Source organism: Streptomyces sp. ICC1, from assembly GCF_003287935.1.
Taxonomy (GTDB): domain Bacteria; phylum Actinomycetota; class Actinomycetes; order Streptomycetales; family Streptomycetaceae; genus Streptomyces; species Streptomyces tritrimontium.
In genome coordinates, this window is the sequence record NZ_CP030287.1 from 4,219,918 (window position 1) to 4,241,210 (window position 21,293).

Annotated in this window: 17 protein-coding genes; 13 read left to right on the forward strand and 4 right to left on the reverse strand. The window is 73.2% G+C overall.

All coding sequences use genetic code 11. The features are described 5' to 3' along the window. Positions 1-1,008, reverse strand: coding sequence for an SMI1/KNR4 family protein (locus DRB96_RS19920; protein WP_112449667.1), 1,008 nt, complete (start codon positions 1,006-1,008; stop codon positions 1-3). A gap of 231 nt (positions 1,009-1,239) precedes the next feature. Here DRB96_RS19920 and DRB96_RS43090 point away from each other — a divergent pair, with 231 nt between their 5' ends. Both DRB96_RS43090 and DRB96_RS19925 read left to right on the forward strand, forming a co-directional pair. After that, entirely contained in the window at positions 1,240-1,467 is a 228-nt protein-coding gene (locus DRB96_RS43090) for a hypothetical protein (protein WP_162689080.1), read from the forward strand. A gap of 15 nt (positions 1,468-1,482) precedes the next feature. Next, the gene (locus tag DRB96_RS19925) at positions 1,483-2,874 is read left to right on the forward strand and encodes an MFS transporter (RefSeq protein WP_204358198.1); all 1,392 of its coding nucleotides are present in this window, start codon (positions 1,483-1,485) and stop codon (positions 2,872-2,874) included. 125 nt (positions 2,875-2,999) lie between these two features. Here the strand turns inward: DRB96_RS19925 and DRB96_RS19930 are convergent, their stop codons facing one another. After that, entirely contained in the window at positions 3,000-3,818 is an 819-nt protein-coding gene (locus DRB96_RS19930; RefSeq protein ID WP_112449668.1) for an isocitrate lyase/phosphoenolpyruvate mutase family protein, read from the reverse strand. A gap of 326 nt (positions 3,819-4,144) precedes the next feature. Between DRB96_RS19930 and DRB96_RS19935 the strand changes: the two genes are divergently transcribed. The 9 genes from DRB96_RS19935 to ispG all read left to right on the forward strand — a co-directional run bounded on the left by DRB96_RS19935 (position 4,145) and on the right by ispG (position 15,342). Further along, positions 4,145-5,095 (forward strand): 4-hydroxy-3-methylbut-2-enyl diphosphate reductase, encoded by a 951-nt coding sequence (locus tag DRB96_RS19935; protein WP_112449669.1) that lies wholly within the window; start codon positions 4,145-4,147, stop codon positions 5,093-5,095. 62 nt (positions 5,096-5,157) lie between these two features. Then, the gene (locus DRB96_RS19940; protein ID WP_112449670.1) at positions 5,158-6,207 is read left to right on the forward strand and encodes a polyprenyl synthetase family protein; all 1,050 of its coding nucleotides are present in this window, start codon (positions 5,158-5,160) and stop codon (positions 6,205-6,207) included. A 25-nt stretch (positions 6,208-6,232) separates the two neighbouring features. Then, entirely contained in the window at positions 6,233-7,270 is a 1,038-nt protein-coding gene (locus tag DRB96_RS19945; RefSeq protein ID WP_112449671.1) for a Gfo/Idh/MocA family oxidoreductase, read from the forward strand. Continuing rightward, complete coding sequence (locus DRB96_RS19950; RefSeq protein WP_112449672.1) at positions 7,260-8,219, forward strand: sugar phosphate isomerase/epimerase family protein; 960 nt, start codon at positions 7,260-7,262, stop codon at positions 8,217-8,219. Before DRB96_RS19945 ends, DRB96_RS19950 begins: the two co-directional genes overlap by 11 nt. Beyond that, positions 8,200-9,543, forward strand: coding sequence for a M20/M25/M40 family metallo-hydrolase (locus DRB96_RS19955; protein WP_239516242.1), 1,344 nt, complete (start codon positions 8,200-8,202; stop codon positions 9,541-9,543). The genes DRB96_RS19950 and DRB96_RS19955 overlap by 20 nt, the downstream gene beginning before the upstream one ends. Before the next feature lie 11 nt (positions 9,544-9,554). Continuing rightward, positions 9,555-10,688 (forward strand): Ldh family oxidoreductase, encoded by a 1,134-nt coding sequence (locus DRB96_RS19960; RefSeq protein WP_112449673.1) that lies wholly within the window; start codon positions 9,555-9,557, stop codon positions 10,686-10,688. Continuing rightward, positions 10,685-11,611, forward strand: a complete 927-nt coding sequence (locus tag DRB96_RS19965) for a Gfo/Idh/MocA family oxidoreductase (RefSeq protein ID WP_112449674.1) — start codon at positions 10,685-10,687, stop codon at positions 11,609-11,611. Before DRB96_RS19960 ends, DRB96_RS19965 begins: the two co-directional genes overlap by 4 nt. Before the next feature lie 84 nt (positions 11,612-11,695). Next, complete coding sequence (gene dxs, locus DRB96_RS19970; RefSeq protein WP_275431969.1) at positions 11,696-14,038, forward strand: 1-deoxy-D-xylulose-5-phosphate synthase; 2,343 nt, start codon at positions 11,696-11,698, stop codon at positions 14,036-14,038. 140 nt (positions 14,039-14,178) lie between these two features. Next, entirely contained in the window at positions 14,179-15,342 is a 1,164-nt protein-coding gene (gene ispG / locus DRB96_RS19975) for a flavodoxin-dependent (E)-4-hydroxy-3-methylbut-2-enyl-diphosphate synthase (RefSeq protein WP_112449675.1), read from the forward strand. Between the two features lie 195 nt (positions 15,343-15,537). Here ispG and DRB96_RS19980 read toward each other — a convergent pair whose 3' ends face one another. Together DRB96_RS19980 and DRB96_RS19985 are read right to left on the reverse strand one after the other, a co-directional pair. Continuing rightward, on the reverse strand, positions 15,538-17,139 hold the full coding sequence (locus tag DRB96_RS19980; RefSeq protein WP_112449676.1) for an AMP-binding protein: 1,602 nt from the start codon (positions 17,137-17,139) through the stop codon (positions 15,538-15,540). After that, on the reverse strand, positions 17,139-19,475 hold the full coding sequence (locus DRB96_RS19985) for a LuxR C-terminal-related transcriptional regulator (RefSeq protein ID WP_112449677.1): 2,337 nt from the start codon (positions 19,473-19,475) through the stop codon (positions 17,139-17,141). The genes DRB96_RS19980 and DRB96_RS19985 overlap by 1 nt, the downstream gene beginning before the upstream one ends. A gap of 257 nt (positions 19,476-19,732) precedes the next feature. Here DRB96_RS19985 and fdxA point away from each other — a divergent pair, with 257 nt between their 5' ends. Further along, on the forward strand, positions 19,733-20,059 hold the full coding sequence (gene fdxA / locus DRB96_RS19990) for a ferredoxin (RefSeq protein ID WP_112449678.1): 327 nt from the start codon (positions 19,733-19,735) through the stop codon (positions 20,057-20,059). Continuing rightward, entirely contained in the window at positions 20,052-21,293 is a 1,242-nt protein-coding gene (gene dxr / locus DRB96_RS19995) for a 1-deoxy-D-xylulose-5-phosphate reductoisomerase (protein ID WP_112449679.1), read from the forward strand. The genes fdxA and dxr overlap by 8 nt, the downstream gene beginning before the upstream one ends.

Consider the following 21,293-nt stretch of genomic DNA (forward strand, 5'->3'; position numbering starts at 1 on the left):
TCACCCCTCCACCGGCGCCGAAGCCGACGCACCGCCCGCCACGGGAACCGCGCGCGCGAATCCGCCGTCCACCATCAGACCGGCCACCGTTTCCAGCTCCGGCGGATTGCCCGCCAGCCGCTCCAGGAAGGCATCGAAATCCGTACCGCACGGCAGCAGCAGCCGCTCCACGCGCTCCTGGACCGACCAGCCGTCCTGGTCGCGCGCGTCGTCGTACGGAGAGAACCAGACCGAGCCGAGCGCGTCGCCGCGCACCTTCACCGCGACGAGCCCGCCCTGCGCGAAGGCCACGCACAGATAGTCCTTCGTCAGGTGGTCCCGCAGACACTTGTTCACGTAGACGAGGTCGTTGACCGCCGCCTCCTCGCGCACCGTGAAGAACGGCTGGTCCACCAGCAGGCCCAGCGCCACGTCCAGCCCGGCGCCCACCGGCGCGCAGCCGCCCGCCGCCTTCAGGAACGAGCGGTACGCCTCCGGCAGCCGGTAGCCGAGGTCCTCCTCGACCCCCTGCACCTGCGCCTCGGACACCGAGACCACCGACTTCGGCAGCCCCAGGTGCACCGGGCGCACCTCCTGCAACGTCCGCGTCCCGCGCTTCTCGTGGTCCACCGCCGCCGTCACCAGACCGGCGTGGTGCCGCAGCAGCGCCTTCACCTCGACCGGGACCAGCTCCATCCGGCGCGTGCCCGCCACGTGGTGCCAGGTCCAGCCGTGCGGGGTCGCCACCGGGCCGACCGTGTCCCACAGTTCGTGACCGGTCGCCCGCATGGCGGCGTTCGCGGACACGCAGTCCGTCAGCCGCAGCTCGTCCACGCCGAAGCCCTCCGGCGGTTCGGCGATCTCCACCGCCGCCCGCGCGTAGGGCGCGAAGTCGGGATGCCCGTTCGCGTCGATGCGGACCCCGTGGGGATGGCGCGCGGCCCGGACGGGGTCCGGGAAATGCACGACCTGCCCCGAATAAGCGGCGTTGGGTGGCGCGGCCTGCTGCCCGAGCCGACCTGTCGTCATGGCGGTAGCCCCCTGCTGGATCTGGCTGGTTCACCACAGCCTATGTGCTCCGGCAAGGGCCTCACCCGCTCTCGAGCGGGGCACCCGCGCGACAGCCGGGAAGATCCGAATTGATACGAATATTCGACCCCGCTTCCACATGTCAGGGGACATTTGACAGGCTGTCCCCGCAGCACGGGGGCGTGCGCGACAGCGGTTCACCACCGCAGCCACGGGAGGGAGAGCGCAACCATGCAGAACACGGCTACGCGAGCGGAACCGGCCGACGCCGCGTCAGGACCCCTGGGATCCCACGGACCGGCGGGCACCGCCGGCACCACCGGCCCCGGGGGGACCGCCACCCCGGCGACCGTCCCGGCACAGGGCCACGCCCAGGGCCAAGCGCCCGGCAACGCGCCCGGCCACCCCGCGGGCCTGGCTCTTATACACAACTCCGAGCCCAGCGTCAGATGTGTATAGGAGACACCCCCCGGGCTGCGCTCCCGCTGGACCGCCCTCGGGGTGCTGTCCACCGGCGTGCTGATGACCGTCCTCGACGGCAGCATCGTCACCGTCGCGATGCCCGCCATCCAGAAAGACCTGGGCTTCACGCCCGCCGGACTCAGCTGGGTCGTCAACGCCTACCTGATCGCCTTCGGCAGCCTGCTGCTCCTCGCCGGCCGGCTCGGCGACCTGATCGGCCGCAAGCGGATGTTCCTGGCCGGGACCGGCGTCTTCACCGGGGCCTCGCTGCTCGCCGGATTCGCCGGCTCGGCCGAGGTGCTGATCGCCGCCCGCTTCCTGCAGGGCCTCGGCAGCGCCATGGCCGCGGCCGTCAGCCTCGGCATCCTGATCACGCTGTTCACCGAACCCCGCGAGCGGGCCAAGGCCATCGCCGTCTTCTCCTTCACCGGCGCGGCCGGGGCCTCCCTGGGGCAGGTGCTCGGCGGGGTCCTGACCGACGCCCTCGACTGGCACTGGATCTTCTTCATCAACCTGCCGATAGGCCTCGCCGCCCTCGCGCTGGCCCTGCCGGCGCTCCCCTCCACCCGGGGTCCGGGCCTGCGCGCCGGAGCCGACGTCCTCGGCGCCGGCCTGGTCACCGCCGGCCTGATGCTCGGCATCTACACCGTGGTCGAAGTCGAGCGGTACGGCTGGCTCTCGGCGCACACCCTCGGCCTCGGCGCCCTCTCCCTGGCCCTGCTCGCCGGCTTCGCGGTCCGCCAGGCCAAGGCCCGCACCCCCCTCGTACCGCTGCGGATCTTCCGCTCCCGCACCGTGGCCGGCGCCAACCTGGTCCAGATGCTGATGGTGGCCGCGCTGTTCTCCTTCCAGGTCCTGGTCGCCCTCCACCTCCAGAACGTGCTCGGCTACGGGGCCGCCGAGACCGGGCTCGCGATGCTCCCGGCGGCCGTGGTCATCGGCGGGGTCTCGCTCTTCGCCTCCGCCCCCCTGAACGCCCGCTTCGGCGAACGCCGCGTGCTCCTGGCCGGACTCGCCCTGCTCGTGGCCGCCCTCGGCTGGCTGACCCGGCTCCCGGTCCAGGCCGACTACGTCCGCGACCTGCTCCCCGTGATGCTGCTCGCCGCCGGCTTCGGCCTGGCCCTGCCCGCCCTGACCGCGCTCGGCATGTCCGGCGCCGACGAGCGTGACGCCGGCCTCGCCTCGGGCCTGTTCAACACCACCCAGCAGATCGGCATGGCCCTGGGCGTCGCGGTCCTGTCCACCCTGGCCGCCTCCCGCACCGACTCCCTGCTCGCCGCGGGACAGAGCCGCGCCGAGGCCCTGACCTCCGGCTACCACCTGGCCTTCGGGATCGGCGCCGGGCTGCTGGTCACGGCGCTCGTGGTGGCCGCGGCCCTGCTGCGGCCCGCCCGCCGCGCCTGACGGCGCCGGCCGGACACGGCTGTGGGCCGCTCCGCACCCGCGGAGCGGCCCACAGCCGCGTGCGCGCCCGCGCCCACCAGGCGCCGGCGCCTACTTCACTTCACTTCACTTCAATGCACTGCACTTCACTTCACGAACAGCCCGTTGAGCGTCCCGTAGTCGAGCGAAGCCCCGAGAGCCCCGTAGGTGCCCTGCCCCAGCAGTTCCTCGGCGGCGGCGCGGGCCGCCGAGTACGCCGCCTGCGCCACCGCGGTGCCGACGCTGACCCGGCGCACCCCGGCCGCCGCCAGCTCGGCGACCGACGGACCGCCCGGGCCCGCCATGGCGTTGACCGGCAGCGGCCCCCGCGCGATCTCGGCCAGGGCCGCCAGGTCCAGCAGGCCGGGCACGAAGATCCCGTCGGCGCCGGCCGCCGCGTACGCCTCCACGCGCGCGAGCACGTCCGCCAGCCGGCCCGGCTCCTCACCGATCCCGAACAGGAACACGTCGGTACGGGCGTTGACCACCAGCTCCGGCAGCCCGGCCGCGGCGGCCGCCTCGCGGGCGGCGCGGATCCGCCCGGCCTGCTCCGCGGCCGTGTACAGCGTGCCGTCGGACGCCTTGGAGTCCTCCAGGTTGATGCCGACGGCGCCCACCGCCACGACCTCGCGCACGGTCTGCCCGACGTCCTCGTAACCGCCCTCGACATCCACGGTGACCGGCAGGTCCACGGCCGCCACGATGCGCGCGGCAGCCTCCAGCATCCGCGCGCGCGGGGCGTGCTGGCCGTCGCCGCGGCCGATCCCCCAGGCCACGCCGCCGCTGGTCGTGGCGATCGCCGACGCGCCGGCCGCCTCGATCACCGCCGCGCTGGCCGCGTCCCAGGCGTTGGGCAGCACCAGGAGACCCTCGCCCAACGCCCGCAGCCGCAGGGCCTTCTCGGTGCTCTTCGCATCGACCGTCATTCGAAGTCTCCTCAAGCCGAACCTTGTTGAGTGGCCGCCACATCGCTCCACCGTCAGGACTCTAACCACCCGCCCCCGGGGCGCATCACGGCCCCTCCCGGCCGGATCTCCCGACCCGGATGACAGGCGTATGACAAGGCGGCGCCGGACCGGGGCGGGTGGGGTGGCAGACGGACCGGCGGCGACGGCGGGCGTGGCAGCGAACGGGCGGAATTTCGACCCCATGGCTCCGGGGACGGCCGCCCGGGCCGGTATTCGTTGACTGGTTTCTGCGGTTGTCGGCAATCTCGAGTTCACCGCGACCGACCGAAACGGGAGAACACCAGATGTCAGAAACCAGAGCTCCGAAAAAGGTGATTCTGGCGGAGCCGCGTGGATTCTGCGCCGGTGTGCGCCGAGCGATACAGATCGTCGAGGAGGCCCTGAACAAGTACGGAGCACCCGTATACGTCCGCAAGGAAATCGTCCACAACCACTACGTCGTCCGCTCCCTGGAGCAGCGCGGCGCGATCTTCGTGGACTCCGAGGAGGAAGTGCCGGAGGGCTCGGTCTGCGTGTTCTCCGCCCACGGGGTCTCGCCGGCCGTCCGCACCAACGCGGCGCACCGCGAGCTCGACGTCATCGACGCAACCTGCCCGCTGGTCTCCAAGGTGCACCAGGAGGCCATCCGCTACGCACGGGACGGCAAGACGATCCTCCTGATCGGCCACAGCGACCACGAAGAGGTCGAGGGCACCTACGGAGAGGCCCCCGCCTCGACCATCATCGTCGAGGACGTCGAAGCGGTGGCCGCGCTGGACCTGCCTTCGGACGCGGACGTGGCCTACCTGTCGCAGACCACGCTGTCGCTGGACGAGACCTCCGGCGTCATCGACGCCCTCCGGGAGAAGTTCCCGGCGCTCGAGGGCAAGGGCGACATCTGCTACGCCAGCCAGAACCGGCAGAACGCCGTGAAGGCGATCGCCCACCGCAGCGACCTGGTGCTCGTGGTCGGCTCGGTCAACTCCAGCAACTCGATCCGGATGGTCGAGGTGGCCCGCGACCTGGGCACCGCCGCGTACCTGGTGCCCGAGGTGGGCGACCTGCGCACCGAGTGGCTCGACGGGGTCTCCTCCGTCGGCGTGAGCGCCGGGGCGAGCGCGCCCGAGATCCTGATCGACCAGCTCCTCGAGCGGCTGGCGACGCTCGGCTACGTCGATCTCGAACTCGAGCAGACCGCCATCGAAAACGTGGTCTTCAGCCTTCCGGCAAGCCTCACCGGGGCATCGGTTCGGTGATCTATCCCGAAATCTTCACACGGTTTCGCGCACATTCCGATTTCATCTCAGAGAAGGCTGCCATGACGACCGTCGTTACCGATATTCAGCAACTCCGGGCCGGATTGCTCGACCAGGTGGAGCAGCGGCTCGAGCAGTTCGTCGAGCGCCAGCGCGCGTACTGGTACGGGATCAACCCCCGGGCCGCCCAGCCGGTGGACGCGATCTCCTCGCTGGTCGCCAGCGGCGGCAAGCGGCTGCGCCCCGTGTTCGCCCTCAGCGGCTTCCTGGCCGCCGGCGGCAACCCGTCCGACTCGGTCGCCATCGACGCCTCCGCGGCCCTCGAACTGCTCCAGGCGTTCGCGCTGATCCACGACGACGTCGTGGACAACTCCTCGCTGCGCCGCGGCTCCCCCACCGTCCACCGGCTGCACGAGGCCGAGCACCAGATCAACGGCTGGCAGGGCGAGTCCCGCCGCTTCGGCGAGGGCGTCGCGGTCCTCGCCGGCGACCTGGCCCTCATCTACGCCGACCAGCTCACCACCCGCTTCCCCGCCCCGGCCCGCGCCGTCTGGGACGAACTGCGCGCCGAGATGGTCATCGGCCAGCACCTGGACGTGGCGGTCGCCGCGGAGGGCGTGGTCGACCCCTCGCTGTCCCGCTGGATCGCGGTGTGCAAGTCGGGCCGCTACACCATCCACCGCCCGCTGGTGCTCGGCGCCACCCTGGCCGGACGCCCCGACCTGGCCTCGGCGTTCGAGACGTACGGGCTCGCCCTGGGCGAGGCCTTCCAGCTCCGCGACGACCTGATCGACGCCTTCGGCACCACCGAGGACGCCGGCAAGCCGACCGGCCTGGACTTCGCCGAGCACAAGATGACCCTCCTGCTGGCGCTGGCCGCCGAACAGGACGCCCGGGTGCGCTCGCTCCTGGACCGCAAGGACGGCGCCCCCTGGGACGTCGAGCTGCTGCGCAAGGTCCTGGAGGAGACCGGGGTCCGCGCCACCGTGGAGCGCACCATCGCCGGACTCGTGGACAAGGCCTGCGAGTCGATCGCCCGTTCGGGGCTGGACGAGTCCTGGTGCGAGGAGTTCTCCCGGCTGGCTACCCGGGTCGCCTACCGAAGCCACTGACCTCGAGAGCCAACGGGAGTGAATCATGCCCAGAACACTGATCGTAGGCTTCGGCCGGGCCGGTCACGGGCTCCATTGGACCGTCCTGGAGCGGCTGCGCCGCACCGAGCGCGGCGCCGCCCTCATCTCCGGCCTCCCGCCCGTGGTCTACGACTTCAACCCGCACACCCCGCAGCTCACCGACGCCGAGGTGATCTCCGTACCGGAGCTCGCCAAGGCCGCTGAGCTCCTCGATCCCAAGGACACCGTCGTCCACCTGTGCACGCCGCCCACGCACCGGCTGGAGCCGCTGCGGGAGCTGGCGGAGCTGGGGTTCGACCGGATCCTCGTGGAGAAGCCGCTGGTGGCCGACACCGAGGAACTGGCGGCCATCGACGCCCTGCGGGCCGGTCACGGCCTGAAGGTCATGGTGGTGGCGCACTGGCTGCAGAGCGCCCTGACCACCCGGCTGCGGTCCCTGGTGCAGGGCGGCAAGCTCGGCACGCTGGAGACCATCTTCGTGGCGCAGCGCAAGCCGCGCCTGGTGCGCACCCTGCAGACCGAGGGCCACCCGACGGCCTTCGACGTGGAGCTGCCGCACTCGGTGGGGGTGGCGCTCAAGCTGGCCGGCGAGGGCCGGACGGCCGGGGCCGAACTGCACGACATGCACGTCGGCGACAGGGTCATCCCCGAGATGGGGGCGGCCCGGCTGCTGCTGGACCACGACGGCGGCGTCCAGACGGAGATCTTCTCCGACCTGGCCTCGCCGATCCGGGAACGGGTGATCCGCCTCGGGTTCAGCGACGGGTGGGCCGTGGGCCACTACCCGATCAGCGAGAGCGACGACTACGCGCACCTGCACACCTCCGCCGACGGGAAGAACGTCCGCTCGGTCTTCCGGGACGACTCCCTGGCCCGGTTCCTGCTCCACGCGTACGAGCAGTTCACCACGGACGCGGACCTGGAAGCCGACTTCCGGCTCAACTCCCGGGTGACGACCGTGCTCGCGGAAGCCAAGGAACTGGCCAGGATCGCCCGTCTCGAAGAGGCGCTCCAGGAAGAGGCACTGCCCCATGCTTCCTGACCTGCGGAGCGTCGCGCGGCACGCGCCGAGGGGCGAGGCAGCCCCCGGGATCCTCTACGCGGGGATCGGCGACGAGGCCGGGCGCACTCTGGAGCAGCAGGTCCGCGCGGTCTCCGGACTGGGCTGGCAGCTGATCGAGATGCGCAGCGTGGGCGGGGTCGCGATCGCGGACCTGGACGACGCGGCCTTCGGCGCCTGCCTGCGGGCGCTGGGGGAAGCGGGGCTGGGCACCGCGTGCGTGGACTCGCGGATCGCGGACTGGTCGAGGCCGATCAGCCAGGGCGTCGAGCAGGACCTGGCCGAGCTGAACCGGCTCGCCGAGCGGTGCGCCGCCCTCGGCACCCGCTACGTGCGGGTCATGTCCTACCCCAACGACGGGTGGGACGAGGCCGAGTGGGGCACCGAGGTGATCCGCCGGATGCGGCTGCTGGCCGCCCGGGCGAACGCCTCGGGCCTGGTCCTCCTGCACGAGAACTGTGCGGGCTGGGCCGGGCGCAGCGCGGAGCGGATGCTGCGGCTGCTGGCGGAGGTGGACAGCCCGGCGCTGCGGCTGCTGTTCGACACCGGCAACGGGGCGGCGTACGGGTACGAGGCCTACGGGGTGCTGGAGCGGCTGATGAGCCAGTGCCCCGAGGCGGTCGCCCACGTCCACGTGAAGGACGCGGTCGGCAGCGGGACGGCCGCGGCCTACACGCTGCCCGGCCGGGGCGAGAGCCAGGTGGCCCGGTGTCTGCGGCTGCTGCTGGAGCACGGGTACACCGGCGCCTGGTCGATCGAACCGCACCTGGCGCTGCGGCCGCACGAGAGCCGCACCGAGCTGGGCGAGGACGGGCCCGACCTGTTCGTGGAGTACGGGCGGCACCTGGAACACCTGGTCGCCACCGAGGTCGTGGCATCGGCCACTGACGAGACGAGAGAGGAGAACGCACGTGCCGGCATCGACCACTGAGCCGCGGACCGCGCCGCTGCGGACCGCGCCGCTCACCGCCGGGGACGACGCGCTGCTGCTGCGGCTGCTGTCCCTGCCGACCGCCGGTCCGCTGGAGACCGGGGCGGGCGGCGAGGTCCGGCTGTGGGAGGCCCAGCTGGCCTACGCCGAGGCGGCCCGGGAGCTCGGTTTCACCGTCGAGTGGCACGGCACCGCCGACGCCGACGAGCTGGCCGACGAGCAGGTCCCGGCGGTCGTGCGGTGGGCGGTGCGGGACGGCGGGGAGTTCCTGGCCTCGCAGCCCAGCCTGGTGCTGCGGCTCGGGCCGCCGCTGCCGCGGTCGCGGACCGTGATGTTCAACATCCACGTGGACACGGTCGCCGGGGTGCAGCCGGTGTCGCTGGCCGACGGCCGCTTCCACGGCCGGGGCGCCATCGACGCCAAGGGCCCCGCGGTGGCCCTGCTGGCCGGAATCCGGGCGGCGCTCGACGCGGAGCCCGCCGTCGGCCGCGAGATTGGTGTCCTGATCCAGCTGGTGTCCGGCGAGGAGGGCGGCGCCATGGGGGTCTACGGCACCCGGCCGCTGATCGAGCGTGGGTACACGGGCCGGTTGAACATCTTCTGCGAGCCGACGGGGCGGCGGCTGCTGACCCGCTCCACGGCCGCGATGACGGCCCGGGTGCGGGTGGCGGGCGACGACTCCATCGACGACGCCCCGGCCGCCGGGCACAACGCGACGGTCCTGCTGGGGCACGTGGCCGGCCACCTGGCCGACACCCTGCCGCGGTACGCGACCAGCGGCCAGGTGTGCGTGGCCGGCCTGCAGACCGGACCGCTGCACAACAAGGTCTACGGGACGGGCCAGTTGCTGCTGAACCTGTCCTACGGCTCCGGCGCCGACGGCATCGCACTGGAGGAGGCCGTAGGCCACGAGCTGCGCCTGGCGCTGGCCGGCTTCCGCCACCGCTTCGCCGGCAGCGAGCTGATCGGGCGGACCGCCGCGGACGCGGAGGAGATCACCACCCTGGACTGGCTCAAACGCGGACTGCCCGCCCTGGAGTCCCGCGACGCGTGGGCGGAGCGGCTGCTGACCGAGGAGGCCGGGCTGGAGCGCTGGCCGGCCGACGAGGCCGCCTTCACCTGCGACGCCATCTGGGCCGACGGGCTGCCGGACGGGTTCACGGCCGTGTTCGGCCCCGGGGACCTGCAGCGCAACAACGCCCACGCCGAGGGCGAGTTCGCCGACCGGGAGGAACTCGAACTGTTCGCCGGGGACATCGCCCGGCTACTGATCGCCTTCGCCACCAACGACCTGCCGTCGACGACGTCGACGTCGACGACGTGATGAGGAAGCACATGACCACCGCCACAGCCACCGCCGAGCGGTCCCGCACCGTCCGGCTCGACCACGGCGAGCTCGTCGGCTTCACCGCCGAGGTGTTCGTCCGCCGGGGCCTGGCCGAGGACCGGGCACGGGCCGCCGCCGAGGCGCTGGTGTACGGGGACCTGACCGGGGTCAGCTCCCACGGCCTGGCCAACCTGACCCGCCAGTACCTGCCCCTGTTCGACGAGGGGCGCGCCGACCCCGAGGCCAATCTGGAGATCGTCGCCGATCGGGGCGCGGCGGTCCTGGTGGACTCGCACCGGGCGCTGGGCCTGTGGTCGGCGGGCGCGGCGATGGAGCTGGCCGCCGAGCGGGCCCGGACCCACGGGATCGGCCTGGTCTCCCTGTACAACGGCACCCACTTCGGGTGCGCCGGGTACTTCACGGGCAAGCTGGCCCAGCAGGGCCAGATCGGCCTGCTGGCCGGCAACTGCGGCGGGCAGCGCATCATCCGCCCGCCGGGCGGAGCCGCCGCGATGCTCGGCACCAACCCGTTCAGCCTGGCCGTACCGGCCGGCGAACACCCCCCGTACGTCCTGGACATGAGCACCACGGTGGTCCCCACGGGCCGGGTGCGGGCGGCCGAGCGGGCCGGGAAGCGGATCCCCGAGGGCTGGCTCGCCGACGACGCGGGCACCCCGGTCACCGACCCCGGAGCCTTCGACCGCGGCGAGGCGCACCTGCAGTGGCTGGGCGGGCGCCCGGAGACCGGCGCCTACAAGGGGTACGGGCTGAGCCTGCTGGTGGAGACGCTGGCGGCGCTGCTGCCCGGCGCGAACCTCGGTCCGACCGGGGAGCTCGGCGGGGCCCGCCCCAACGGCCGCGACGACAACATCGGCTTCCTCGCCCTGGCGATCGCACCGGGCACGCTGCGCCCCGAGGGCGAGTTCCTGGCGCAGGCCGACGATCTGTTCGCCTCCCTGCTGGGGGCCCCGGCGATCGATCCCGCCCGGCCGGTGAGCTACCCCGGCTGGCCCGAGGACCGGCACGCGCGCCAGGCGCGCGAACACGGCGTACCGCTGGCCGCCGCCCTCCACGGCGAGCTGCTGGCAGTCGCCGAGCAGTACTCCCTCGTCCCGCCCGCTCCCCTTGGAGGAGAACGATGAGCAAGATCCGTATCGGCATCGTGGGGCTGGGAGTGATCTCCCGCTTCTACCTGGAGGCGCTCGAGGGCCTCCCGGGCCTGGAACTGGCCGCCGTGTGCGACCTCAACGAAGAGGTGCTGGCCCCCTTCGAGGGGAAGATCCCCACCTACCGCGACCACCGCGAACTGCTGGCCGGCACGGAGCTCGACGCGGTCGTCGTCAACGTCCCCAACGACGTGCACTTCGCGGTCGTCCGGGACGCCCTGAGCGCCGGACGCGCGGTCTGCGTCGAGAAGCCCCTCGCGATCACCGTGGAGGAGGGCCGGACGCTGCGGGCACTGGCCTCCGTCCGCAAGGTGGCGCTGTTCACCGCGTACCACCGCCGCTACAACACCAACGTCCTCGCCCTGCGGGACGGCCTGCCGGACGGTGTCCCCGTCGAGAAGCTGACGGTGCGCTACTGGGAGAAGATCGAGGAGCACGTCGGCCGCGACCAGTGGTACCTGAACCCGGAGCGGTGCGGCGGCGGCGCGGTCGCCGACAACGGCCCCAACGCCATCGACGTGGTGCACCTGCTCCTCGGCGAGGTCTCGCTGACCGGCGCGGACGTCACCCGCGACGAGAACGGCGTGGACCAGCAGGCCGTGATCCGGCTGACCTCGGCCGACGGGACCGAGGCCGTCGTGGACCTGGACTGGGCCTACGGCCACGGGGAGCTCAAGGACGTCGAGGTCGTGCTCGGCGACGGGCGCCGGTTCTCCGCCGACATGCTGGGCGGCTACCCGGGCTTCAAGAGCTCGCTGGGCCACGAGTACGTGGGCGTCCTCGAGGAGTTCGCCGAGGTGCTGCGCGGCGAGCGCGCCACCTGGCCGGACGGCCTGGCCACCCTCGAACTCGTCCACCAGGTCTACCGGTCCGAGCGCACGGCCGTCACCGCCGGCTGACCGGGGCCTTCCCGCACGCATCGCACCGCAGGCATCGCATCGCATCGCATCGATCCAGCACCACACCAAGGGAGTTGAACTGTCATGGCACACCCGGAGAACGGTCGGAAGAAGAGCGTCAACGGCGTTGTCGTCAAGGTGCTCAAGCACCGCCGAGACGACCGCGGCATGGTCCTGGAGCCGTACACGAGCCGCTGCGTGCGGGAGGGCGAGATCCACGAGCTGGTGACCACCGACCAGGTCACCACCCAGCCGGGCGGCACCGTCGACCGGGTGGCGTTCCTCGGCTTCGTCGAGCTCACCAACGGCGGGGTCCTGGACCGCGGCGACGAGGTCTGGTCCGGTGAGCAGCGCGTCGGCACCGTCCTCGGCTACGACGCCTGCCACTTCCCCAACCACTACAACGTCCTGATCTCCACCGACACCCCGAAGACCGGCCCGGAGATCGGCCTGGAGCCGTCCACGGAGATCCGCTTCGTGCCGGCCGAGGGCCACCGCGACCGCGCCGAGGGCGTCGGCCGGCTGCTGCGGGCCGTGCGCACCCCGCAGGACCTGCGCTCGATGAACCACGAGCAGCTGAACCAGCTGGCGGGGGAGATCCGCCAGACCCTGGTGGAGAAGGTCTCCAAGACCGGCGGCCACCTCGGCCCCAACCTCGGTGTCGTCGAGCTGACCATCGCCCTGCACCGGGTGTTCCGCTCCCCGCACGACTCGATCGTCTGGGACACCGGCCACCAGACCTACGTCCACAAGATGCTGACGGGCCGCGCCGACCAGTTCGACAAGCTGCGCCAGGCCGACGGCCTCTCGGGCTACCCCTCGCGGGCCGAGTCGGTCCACGACCTGGTGGAGAACTCCCACGCGACCACCGCCCTGTCCTACGCGGACGGCCTGGCCAAGGCGTACAAGCTCAAGGGCCAGAAGGACCGCTTCGCGGTCGCGGTCATCGGCGACGGCGCCATGACCGGCGGCATGTGCTGGGAGGCCATCAACAACATCGCGGCCGACAAGGAGCTGCCGGTCGTCATCGTCGTCAACGACAACGGCCGCTCGTACGCGCCGACCATCGGCGGCCTGGCCGAGCAGCTGACCAAGCTGCGCACCTCGCACAAGTACGGCCGGGTGCTGGAATGGGGCAAGCTGGTCGCCAAGGCCCCGGTGCTGGGCAGCGGACTGTACGACGTCCTGCACGGCGCGAAGAAGGGCCTCAAGGACACCGTCGCCCCGCAGAACCTCTTCGACGGGCTCGGCCTGAAGTACATCGGCCCGGTCGACGGCCACGACACGGTGGCGCTGGAGAAGGCCCTGACGCGGGCCCGCCACTTCGGCGGCCCGGTCCTCGTCCACGTCATCACCACCAAGGGCAACGGCTACGCCCCGGCGGAGAACCACGAGCTGGACCGCTTCCACGCCACGGCCGCCTTCGACATCAGCACCGGCCGGGCGAAGGCCCCCGCGACCCCGGCCCCGCGCAGCTGGACCTCGGTGTTCAGCGAGGAGATCGTCAAGGCCGGACACCGCCGCGAGGACCTGGTGGCGATCACGGCGGCGATGCTGGAGCCGACCGGGCTGCGGGACTTCTCGCTGGCCTTCCCGGAGCGCACCTTCGACGTCGGCATCGCCGAGCAGCACGCGGTGACCTCGGCGGCGGGCCTGGCCATGGGCGGCATGCACCCGGTCGTGGCGATGTACGCGACCTTCCTGAACCGCGCGTTCGACCAGGCGCTGATGGACGTGGCCCTGCACAAGCAGCCGGTCACCTTCGTCCTGGACCGGGCCGGTGTGACGGGTGACGACGGCGCCAGCCACAACGGCATGTGGGACCTGTCGATCCTGAACGTGGTGCCGGGGATGCGGATCGCCGCCCCGCGCGACGGCCGCCGGCTGGGCGAGCTGTTCCAGGAGGCCATCGAGGTCAAGGACGGGCCCACCGCGGTGCGCTTCCCCAAGGGGCCGGTGCAGTCCGACATCGACACGGTGGACAGGGTCGGCGGCATAGACGTCCTGCACCGCGGCGAGAGCGCGGACATCCTCCTCGTCGCCGTCGGCAGCATGGCGCAGACCTGCCTGGACGCGGCCTCCCTGCTGGAGGCCGACGGGATCGGCTGCACCGTGGTCGACCCCCGCTGGATCAAGCCGGTCGACCCGGCCCTGATCCCGCTGGCCGCGCGCCACCGCCTGGTGGCGACCGTCGAGGACAACGGCCTGTCCGGCGGCGCCGGTTCGGCCGTGGCGATGGCCCTGCGCGCCGCGGGCGTGGACACCCCGACCCGCGAGTTCGGCATCGCCCAGGAGTTCCTCGACCACGCCAAGCGCGCCGACATCCTCAAGGCGCTCGGCCTGACGCCGGGCGACATCGCCCTCAAGCTCTCCGGGGCCCTGCAGCGGCAGCCCGCCGCCCAGCTGCCCGCCGAGCAGCTGGTCTGACCGGCGCGACGTACCCGACGTACCCGAAGGACCCGACGTACCTGCTGGACCCGACGTACCTGCTGGACCTGACGTACCTGCTGGACCTGCTGTGTCCGCCCTTGCCCGTTCTTGCGAAGTCTCCCGAAGGGACCCCCGTCATGACCGTTCTGCTCGGCTCGCCCACCCTGCCGCCCAAGTCCGTCGCCCCGCGCCGCCACACCCGCCAGATCATGGTCGGCAACGTCGCCGTCGGAGGCGGTGCCCCCGTCTCGGTGCAGTCCATGACCACGACGCTCACCTCCGACGTGAACGCCACGCTCCAGCAGATCGCCCAGCTCACCACGGCCGGCTGCCAGATGGTCCGCGTCGCGGTGCCCTCGCAGGACGATGCGGACGCCCTGTCGGAGATCGCCCGCAAGTCGCAGATCCCGGTCATCGCCGACATCCACTTCCAGCCCAAGTACGTGTTCGCCGCCATCGACGCCGGCTGCGCCGCGGTCCGCGTCAACCCAGGCAACATCATCCAGTTCGACGACAAGGTCAAGGAGATCGCCCGGGCCGCCTCCGGCGCCGGCGTCCCGATCCGGATCGGCGTCAACGCCGGCTCCCTCGACAAGCGGCTCCTGAAGAAGTACGGCAAGGCCACGCCCGAGGCGCTGGTCGAGTCGGCCCTGTGGGAGTGCTCGCTGTTCGAGGAGCACGGCTTCCAGGACATCAAGATCTCCGTCAAGCACAACGACCCGGTCGTCATGATCGAGGCGTACCGGCAGCTGGCCGCGCAGTGCGACTACCCGCTGCACCTCGGCGTCACCGAGGCGGGCCCGGCCTTCCAGGGCACCATCAAGTCGGCGGTCGCCTTCGGCGCGCTGCTCGGCGAGGGCATCGGCGACACGATCCGGGTGTCGCTCTCCACTCCCCCGGTGGAGGAGATCAAGGTCGGCCTGCAGATCCTCGAGGCCCTGAACCTGAAGAAGCGCGGCCTGGAGATCGTCTCCTGCCCCGGCTGCGGCCGCGCCCAGGTCGACGTGTGGAAGCTGGCGGACCAGGTCACGGCCGGCCTGGAGGGCCTGGACGCCCCGCTGCGGGTCGCGGTCATGGGCTGCGTCGTCAACGGTCCGGGCGAGGCCCGCGAGGCCGACCTCGGTGTCGCCTCGGGCAACGGCAAGGGCCAGATCTTCGTGAAGGGCGAGGTCATCAAGACCGTCCCCGAGTCCAAGATCGTGGAGACCCTCATCGAGGAGGCGCTCAAGCTGGTCGAGGCGATGCCGGCGGAGGAGCGGTCCTCCCGGGCCGGCGACGCGACCAGCGTCAAGGTGCTGTGACGAGAGGTCCCCGCGGAGCTCCGCCGCGGCCCGCCGGACACTCCTCGGTGTGCCGGGGCCACCCCGCCCCGCCCACGCGCGGCCCACCAGGCAGCGGCCCCGCCCTTCGCAGTGAAGGGCGGGGCCGCTGTACGCCGAGACGCGCCGGGACGCGCCGGGACGCGCCGGGACGACCAGGGAGGTCAGTCCGGGAGGTCAGTCCGGGGACGGGCCCGCGGCCAGGGCCGCGCGGCGGGTGAGCATCGCGCGCAGCCGGCGGCGGTCCGGTGCGCCGGACCCGGCGCGGGGCAGGGCGCCCACCAGCTCCAGCCGGGCCGGCAGATGGGCCTCGGCGGTGCCCAGCCCCAGCAGGTGCTCGCACAGCTCCGGCAGGCTCGGCGGATCCCCGTCCGGGACCACCACGGCGCAGGCCAGCTCCCCGTGCAGGGGGTCCACGTAGGCCACCACGGCGGCCTCCGCGATCCGGGGATGGGCCGCCAGCCGCTCCTCGATCTCGGTCACGGGCAGCAGGAAGACCCCGCCGACCTCCTCGGGGGCCGCCGCCCCGGCGACCCCGGCCGCGGTGCCCGGTGCGGCCTCGCCGGTGTGCTCCCAGGTCGGCCTGAGCCCGCCGGCCCCGCGCTGCCACCGGGCCAGCCGGGTGGCGGGCCCGGGCCCCTCGGGGTCCTGCCCGCCGGACGGATCCGCGCCCGCCGTCAGCGGCACCCGCCAGCTCTCGCGCATCTCCCGGACCAGCCCGGCGGAGGTGCCGGCCGCGTCGGAGGACAGTGCCCGGCGCAGGGTGCTCAGGTCCCGGGGCTTCTCCGCCTGCGCGGCCAGCAGTTCCGACCACTGGGCGGGGGTGGCGAAGGCCAGGCCCGCACCGGTGCGGGCCAGCAGGTCCAGCGCGGTCTCCGGGTCCCACACGTCTTGCAGTACGGCCGTGCCGCCGCGCGAGAGGGGGCCGAGCACCGAGTGCAGCAGCGAGGGCAGCACCGCGAGCGGCAGGGCCGAGAACCCCGCCTCGCCCGGATGCGGGGCACCGGCGCCCCCGAGCCCGGCGTACAGGGAGTTGGGGGTGTGCATGTCCATGGTGTGGGTCTCCCGCAGCCCCACCGAGTTGACGTTCAGGCAGATCCGGTCGGCGAGGTCCGCGGGCATCGGCAGCCAGCCGGTGCGGTGGTAGCGCTCGTGGGGGGTGCGGACGAAGTGCCGGGTGAAGTCGAGGGCGCCGGTGGACTCGGCGTCGCCGAGCACGATGCGGTGGCGCAGCCAGGGCAGCGAGGACGCCAGGTCGGCGAGGGTCTCGGCGGGCGCGGCGCCCTCCCACAGGTCCGGCACCACGCACAGGCGGGGCTGGGCGGCGGTCAGTACCGCTTCCAGGTCCTGCGCGCCGTAGCCGGGCATCACCGGCACCGCCACGGCACCGGTCCGCAGGCAGGCCAGGAACAGGGCGCAGCTCTCCCACCAGTTGGGCAGCTGGAAGGCGACGGGGTCGCCGGGGCGGATGCCGAGGGCGGCCAGCGCGTGCGCGAACCGGTCGACGAGCGCGACGAGCTGCCCGTACGAGATCCGGGCGATCCGGGTCCCGGCGGGCTGGTGGGCGCGGTGCGCGGTGATCGCGGTGCGGTGCGGGTGGGCGGCCCCGGCCCGGTACAGGTCGTGCAGGACGGTGGCCCGGCGCCATCGGCCCCGGCGGACGAACTCCTCGGCGAGGGCGGCCGGCGGGCGCAGCGCGGCGAGCAGGTCGGCGAGCGGCACCCCGCCGTCGGCGGGGTCCGCCGCGGTGCGGGGCGCGGGCTGCCGCGGTGCGGCCATCAGTTCCTCCTGCCGACGGCCCAGGCCACCTGGACGCGCGAGTTGCAGCCCAGCTTGCGCATGACGTGCCGGACGTGGTTGACGACGGTCCACTCCGCGATCTCCAGCCGCCCGGCGATCTGGCGGTTGGTGAGCCCCTCGGCGACCAGCAGGGCCACTTGGAGCTGGCGCGGGGTCAGGACGGCGGCCTCGCCGCGGTCCTCGTGGCGGCCGGTTCCGACGGCGGCCAGGGCCTCGCCGGCCATGGCCTCCGGGCGCAGCCGCAGCCCCTCCACCCAGGCGGTGGCGAAGACGGTCCAGCCGAGCTGGCGGCGCAGTCCGGTGACAGCCTCCTGGACCCGGTCCCAGTGGTCGTCGGGGACCTTGGCACCGGTACGCCGGCGCAGCGATTCGGCGGCGGCGAGCAGCCGGGTGGCCCGCTGGGGCTGGCCGGCGGCGCTCTGGATGAGCAGGGCGAACTCCTCCAGGGCGGCGGGGAGTTCGGTGCGCTCGTCGACGGAGTCGAACAGTCGCAGGCTTTCGCGCAGCGCGCTCCGCGCGGCCTCCTCGTCGTTCTCGCGCAGCGCGGCGCGGGCGACGGCGAGCAGGGTGCGGGCCAGGTCGCGCACCTCCCCGCTCTGGCGGTGGATGCGTACGGCCCGGTCCAGGAGCGCCCGTACCTCCTCGGCGGGTCCGGCGGCGAGGGCTTCGGCGAGGGCGGTGGCGGCCTCGGCGGAGCCGGCGGTGTCGCCCTGCGCCTCCAGGGTGGCGCGGGCGGCGGACAGCAGGGACTGGCCCACGGCCCGGTCCCCGCAGTGGAAGTAGGCCAGGCCCATGCGGGCGGAGGCGCGGGCGCCCTGCCGGGGGTCGCGCAGCTGCTTGTAGAGGGCGACCGCACGGCGGTGCCGGTGGGAGGCGCCGTCGTGGTCGCCGAGGGCGGCGGCGAGGCAGCCGGCCCCGTCGTGCAGCCGGGCGCGCATCCGCAGCAGCTCCTCGTCCTGCGCGTCCTGCGCGTTCTGCGTCTTCTGCTCCTCCTGGAGGGCCTGGGCGGTGGTGTCGAACCAGCGCAGCCCCTCCTTGAGTTCGCCGCGCACCAGCCAGGGCCGCAGGCTGGCGGCGGCGAGCGCCGCCCGCCCCCGCAGGTCGCCCTCGTCCCGCAGGTGGGCGAGGGCGGCCAGCACGTTCTCGTGCTCCACGGCGGCGGCCCGCAGCCAGCGGCGCTGCTCGGAGCCGTTGAACCGGCCGTCGAGGGTGTGCAGGAGCCCCTGGTAGTGGCGGGCGTGGGCCTGGCGCGCGGAGCGCTCCGCGCCGGAGTCCGCGAGGAGCGCGAGCCCGTACGTGCGGATGGTGCGCGACATCGTCAGGCGGCTGTCGGCGCGCGGGTGTTCGGTCAGGGAGAGCAGGTTGCGGTCGAGGAGCGCCTCGATGGCCTCGGCGCTCTCGCCGGGCGCCAGCGGGGTGACCTTCTCGGCCGTGGCGAGGGTGGCGCCGCCCTCGAAGACGGCCAGGTGCCCGAGCAGGGTGCGCTGCCGCTCGCTCAGGCCCCGGCAGCTCCACTCGGCCATGGCCAGTACGGAGCGCTGGCGCGCGGGCGCGTCGACGGGGCCGGACAGGTGGCTGTCGCCGCCCCGGACCAGCCAGGCGTGCAGTTCGCGCAGCGGGAACAGGCGCAGCCGCCAGGCGGCCAGCTCCAGTACCAGCGGCACGCCTTCGAGGAGGTTGCAGACGGCGACGACCGATTCGACGTTCTCCGCGGTGAGCGTGAACTCGGGGTTCACCTCGTGGGCGCGCCGGGTGAAGAGCTGGACGGCCGGGTTCTCCTGGACGTCGGCGACCTCGGGCTCCGCGAGCGGTCCGGGCGGGGCCAGCGGTGCCACGGGGACCACGCGCTCCCCGTAGATGCGCAGGGCCTGCTGCCCGGTGGCCAGCACGGTCAACGCGGGCTGTGCGGCGAGGTGTTCGGCGACGGCGGGTGCGAGGACGCCGGTCAGGTGCTCGACCCCGTCGAGGATCAGCAGGAACCGCAGCGGGTCCGCGCCGCCGGGATGCGACTGGGCTCTGGCGACGGCCGCGGCGGCCGCGGCGGCGCCCGCGGCGACGGCCCCGGCGACCGCTTCGACGGCCGCGTCCGGCGACGCGCAGGCGGGCAGGTCCACGGAGCGGACGCCGCCGGGGAACTCGGCGGCGAGGCCGTGCGCGGCCTCGGCGGCCAGTCTGCTCTTGCCGACGCCGGCGGGGCCGGTGAGCGTGGCGAGCCGGACGGCCCGGTCCTGGAGCCTCCCTTGGATTCCCATCAGATCGAGTTCCCTGCCCACCAGTCCGGCGGACAGCTGAGGCGTCCCGAGATCGATCGACATTTTTCCCCCATGTCTTGATGCCCGGTGGCTGGCTTTCGGAACTGAACGGGGGGACGAAAGGTGTCCCACCGTGCGGTTCCGGAAGCTAGTCAGCGGGCCTTAAGGGGCTCTGAAGGCGAGGCCCGCGCGGTCACGGCGACGGGGCCGAGGGCGCCTTTAGCCCGTCACAAGCCCTTCTGGTTCGAATGCGGGGCGAGCTGGACAGCTCGCGCCGGCAACGACACCAGGAACGTTTCCGCCACCCCGAGGAGCCACCCGTGACGTACGTCATCGCTCAGCCTTGCGTCGACGTGAAGGACAAGGCCTGCATCGACGAATGCCCCGTGGACTGCATCTACGAGGGCCCGCGCATGCTGTACGTCCAGCCCGACGAATGCGTCGACTGCGGGGCGTGCGAACCGGTCTGCCCCGTCGAGGCGATCTTCTTCGAGGACGACGTGCCGGAGGAGTGGGCCGGGTTCGGACCGGCGAACATCGAGATCTTCGAGACCGTCGGCTCCCCGGGCGGCGCGAGCAACGCGGACCCGCTGGCGGCCGACCACCCGTTCGTGGCCGCCCTTCCCCTGGCCGCCGCCCATGTCTGAGCTCCTGACGGCCGCCGCCGCACCGCTCGCCGACCCACGCGTGGCCCAGCCGATCGCCTCCGGCCCGCGCAGCGTGGTCATCCTCGGCTCCACCGGCTCGATCGGCACGCAGGCCGTCGACGTGATCCGCCGCTCGCCCGGCCGGTTCCGCGTGCTCGGCCTGGCCGCGGGCGGCGGCCGCCTGGAGCTGCTGGCCGAGCAGGCCCTCCTCCTCGGTGTGGAGTACGTGGCGGTGTCGGACGCCGACGCCCTGCCGGCCCTGCGCGGGCTGCTCGCGGCACGGGCCGCCGGCCGCGCGCTGCCGAAGCTGCTGGGCGGACCCGACGCGGCCACCGAGCTGGCGGGCCTGGAGTGCGACGTGGTGCTCAACGGCATCACCGGATCCATTGGCCTGGCCCCGACGCTGGCCGCCCTGGAAGCCGGCACCGTGCTCGCGCTGGCCAACAAGGAGTCCCTGGTCGCGGGCGGTCCGCTGGTGAAGCGGCTGGCACGACCGGGGCAGATCGTGCCCGTCGACTCCGAGCACTCGGCGCTGTACCAGTGCCTGACCGGCGGCCGCGACACGGAGGTGCGCCGCCTGGTCCTCACGGCCAGCGGCGGGCCGTTCCGCGGCCGGGCCCGGGCCGATCTGGAGAACGTCACCCCGCAGCAGGCGCTGGCCCACCCGACCTGGGACATGGGCCCGATGGTGTCGGTGAACTCGGCCACGCTGATGAACAAGGGGCTCGAGGTCATCGAGGCCCACCTGCTCTTCGACATCCCCTTCGACCGCATCGACGTGGTGGTCCACCCCCAGTCGGTCGTGCACTCCATGGTCGAGTTCACCGACGGTTCCACGCTGGCCCAGGTCAGCCCGCCGGACATGCGGATCCCCATCGCGCTCGGACTGGGCTGGCCGGACCGGGTGCCGGACGCCGCCCCCGGATGCGACTGGACCACGGCGACGGCCTGGACCTTCTTCCCGCTGGACCACGAGGCCTTCCCCGCCGTCGGCCTCGCGCAGCACGCGGGCCGCGCGGGCGGTGTGGCGCCCGCCGTCTTCAACGCCGCCAACGAGGAGGCCGTGGGCGCCTTCCTCGCCGGCCGGCTGCCGTTCACCGGCATCGTGAGCACCGTGCAGCGGGTGGTGGACGAGCAACTGGACGCCACCCCGAGCGCCGCCGCTCTGACCCTGTCCGACGTGCTCGACGCCGAGAAGCGGGCCCGGGTCCGCGCGCGCGAGCTGGCCGGCTGA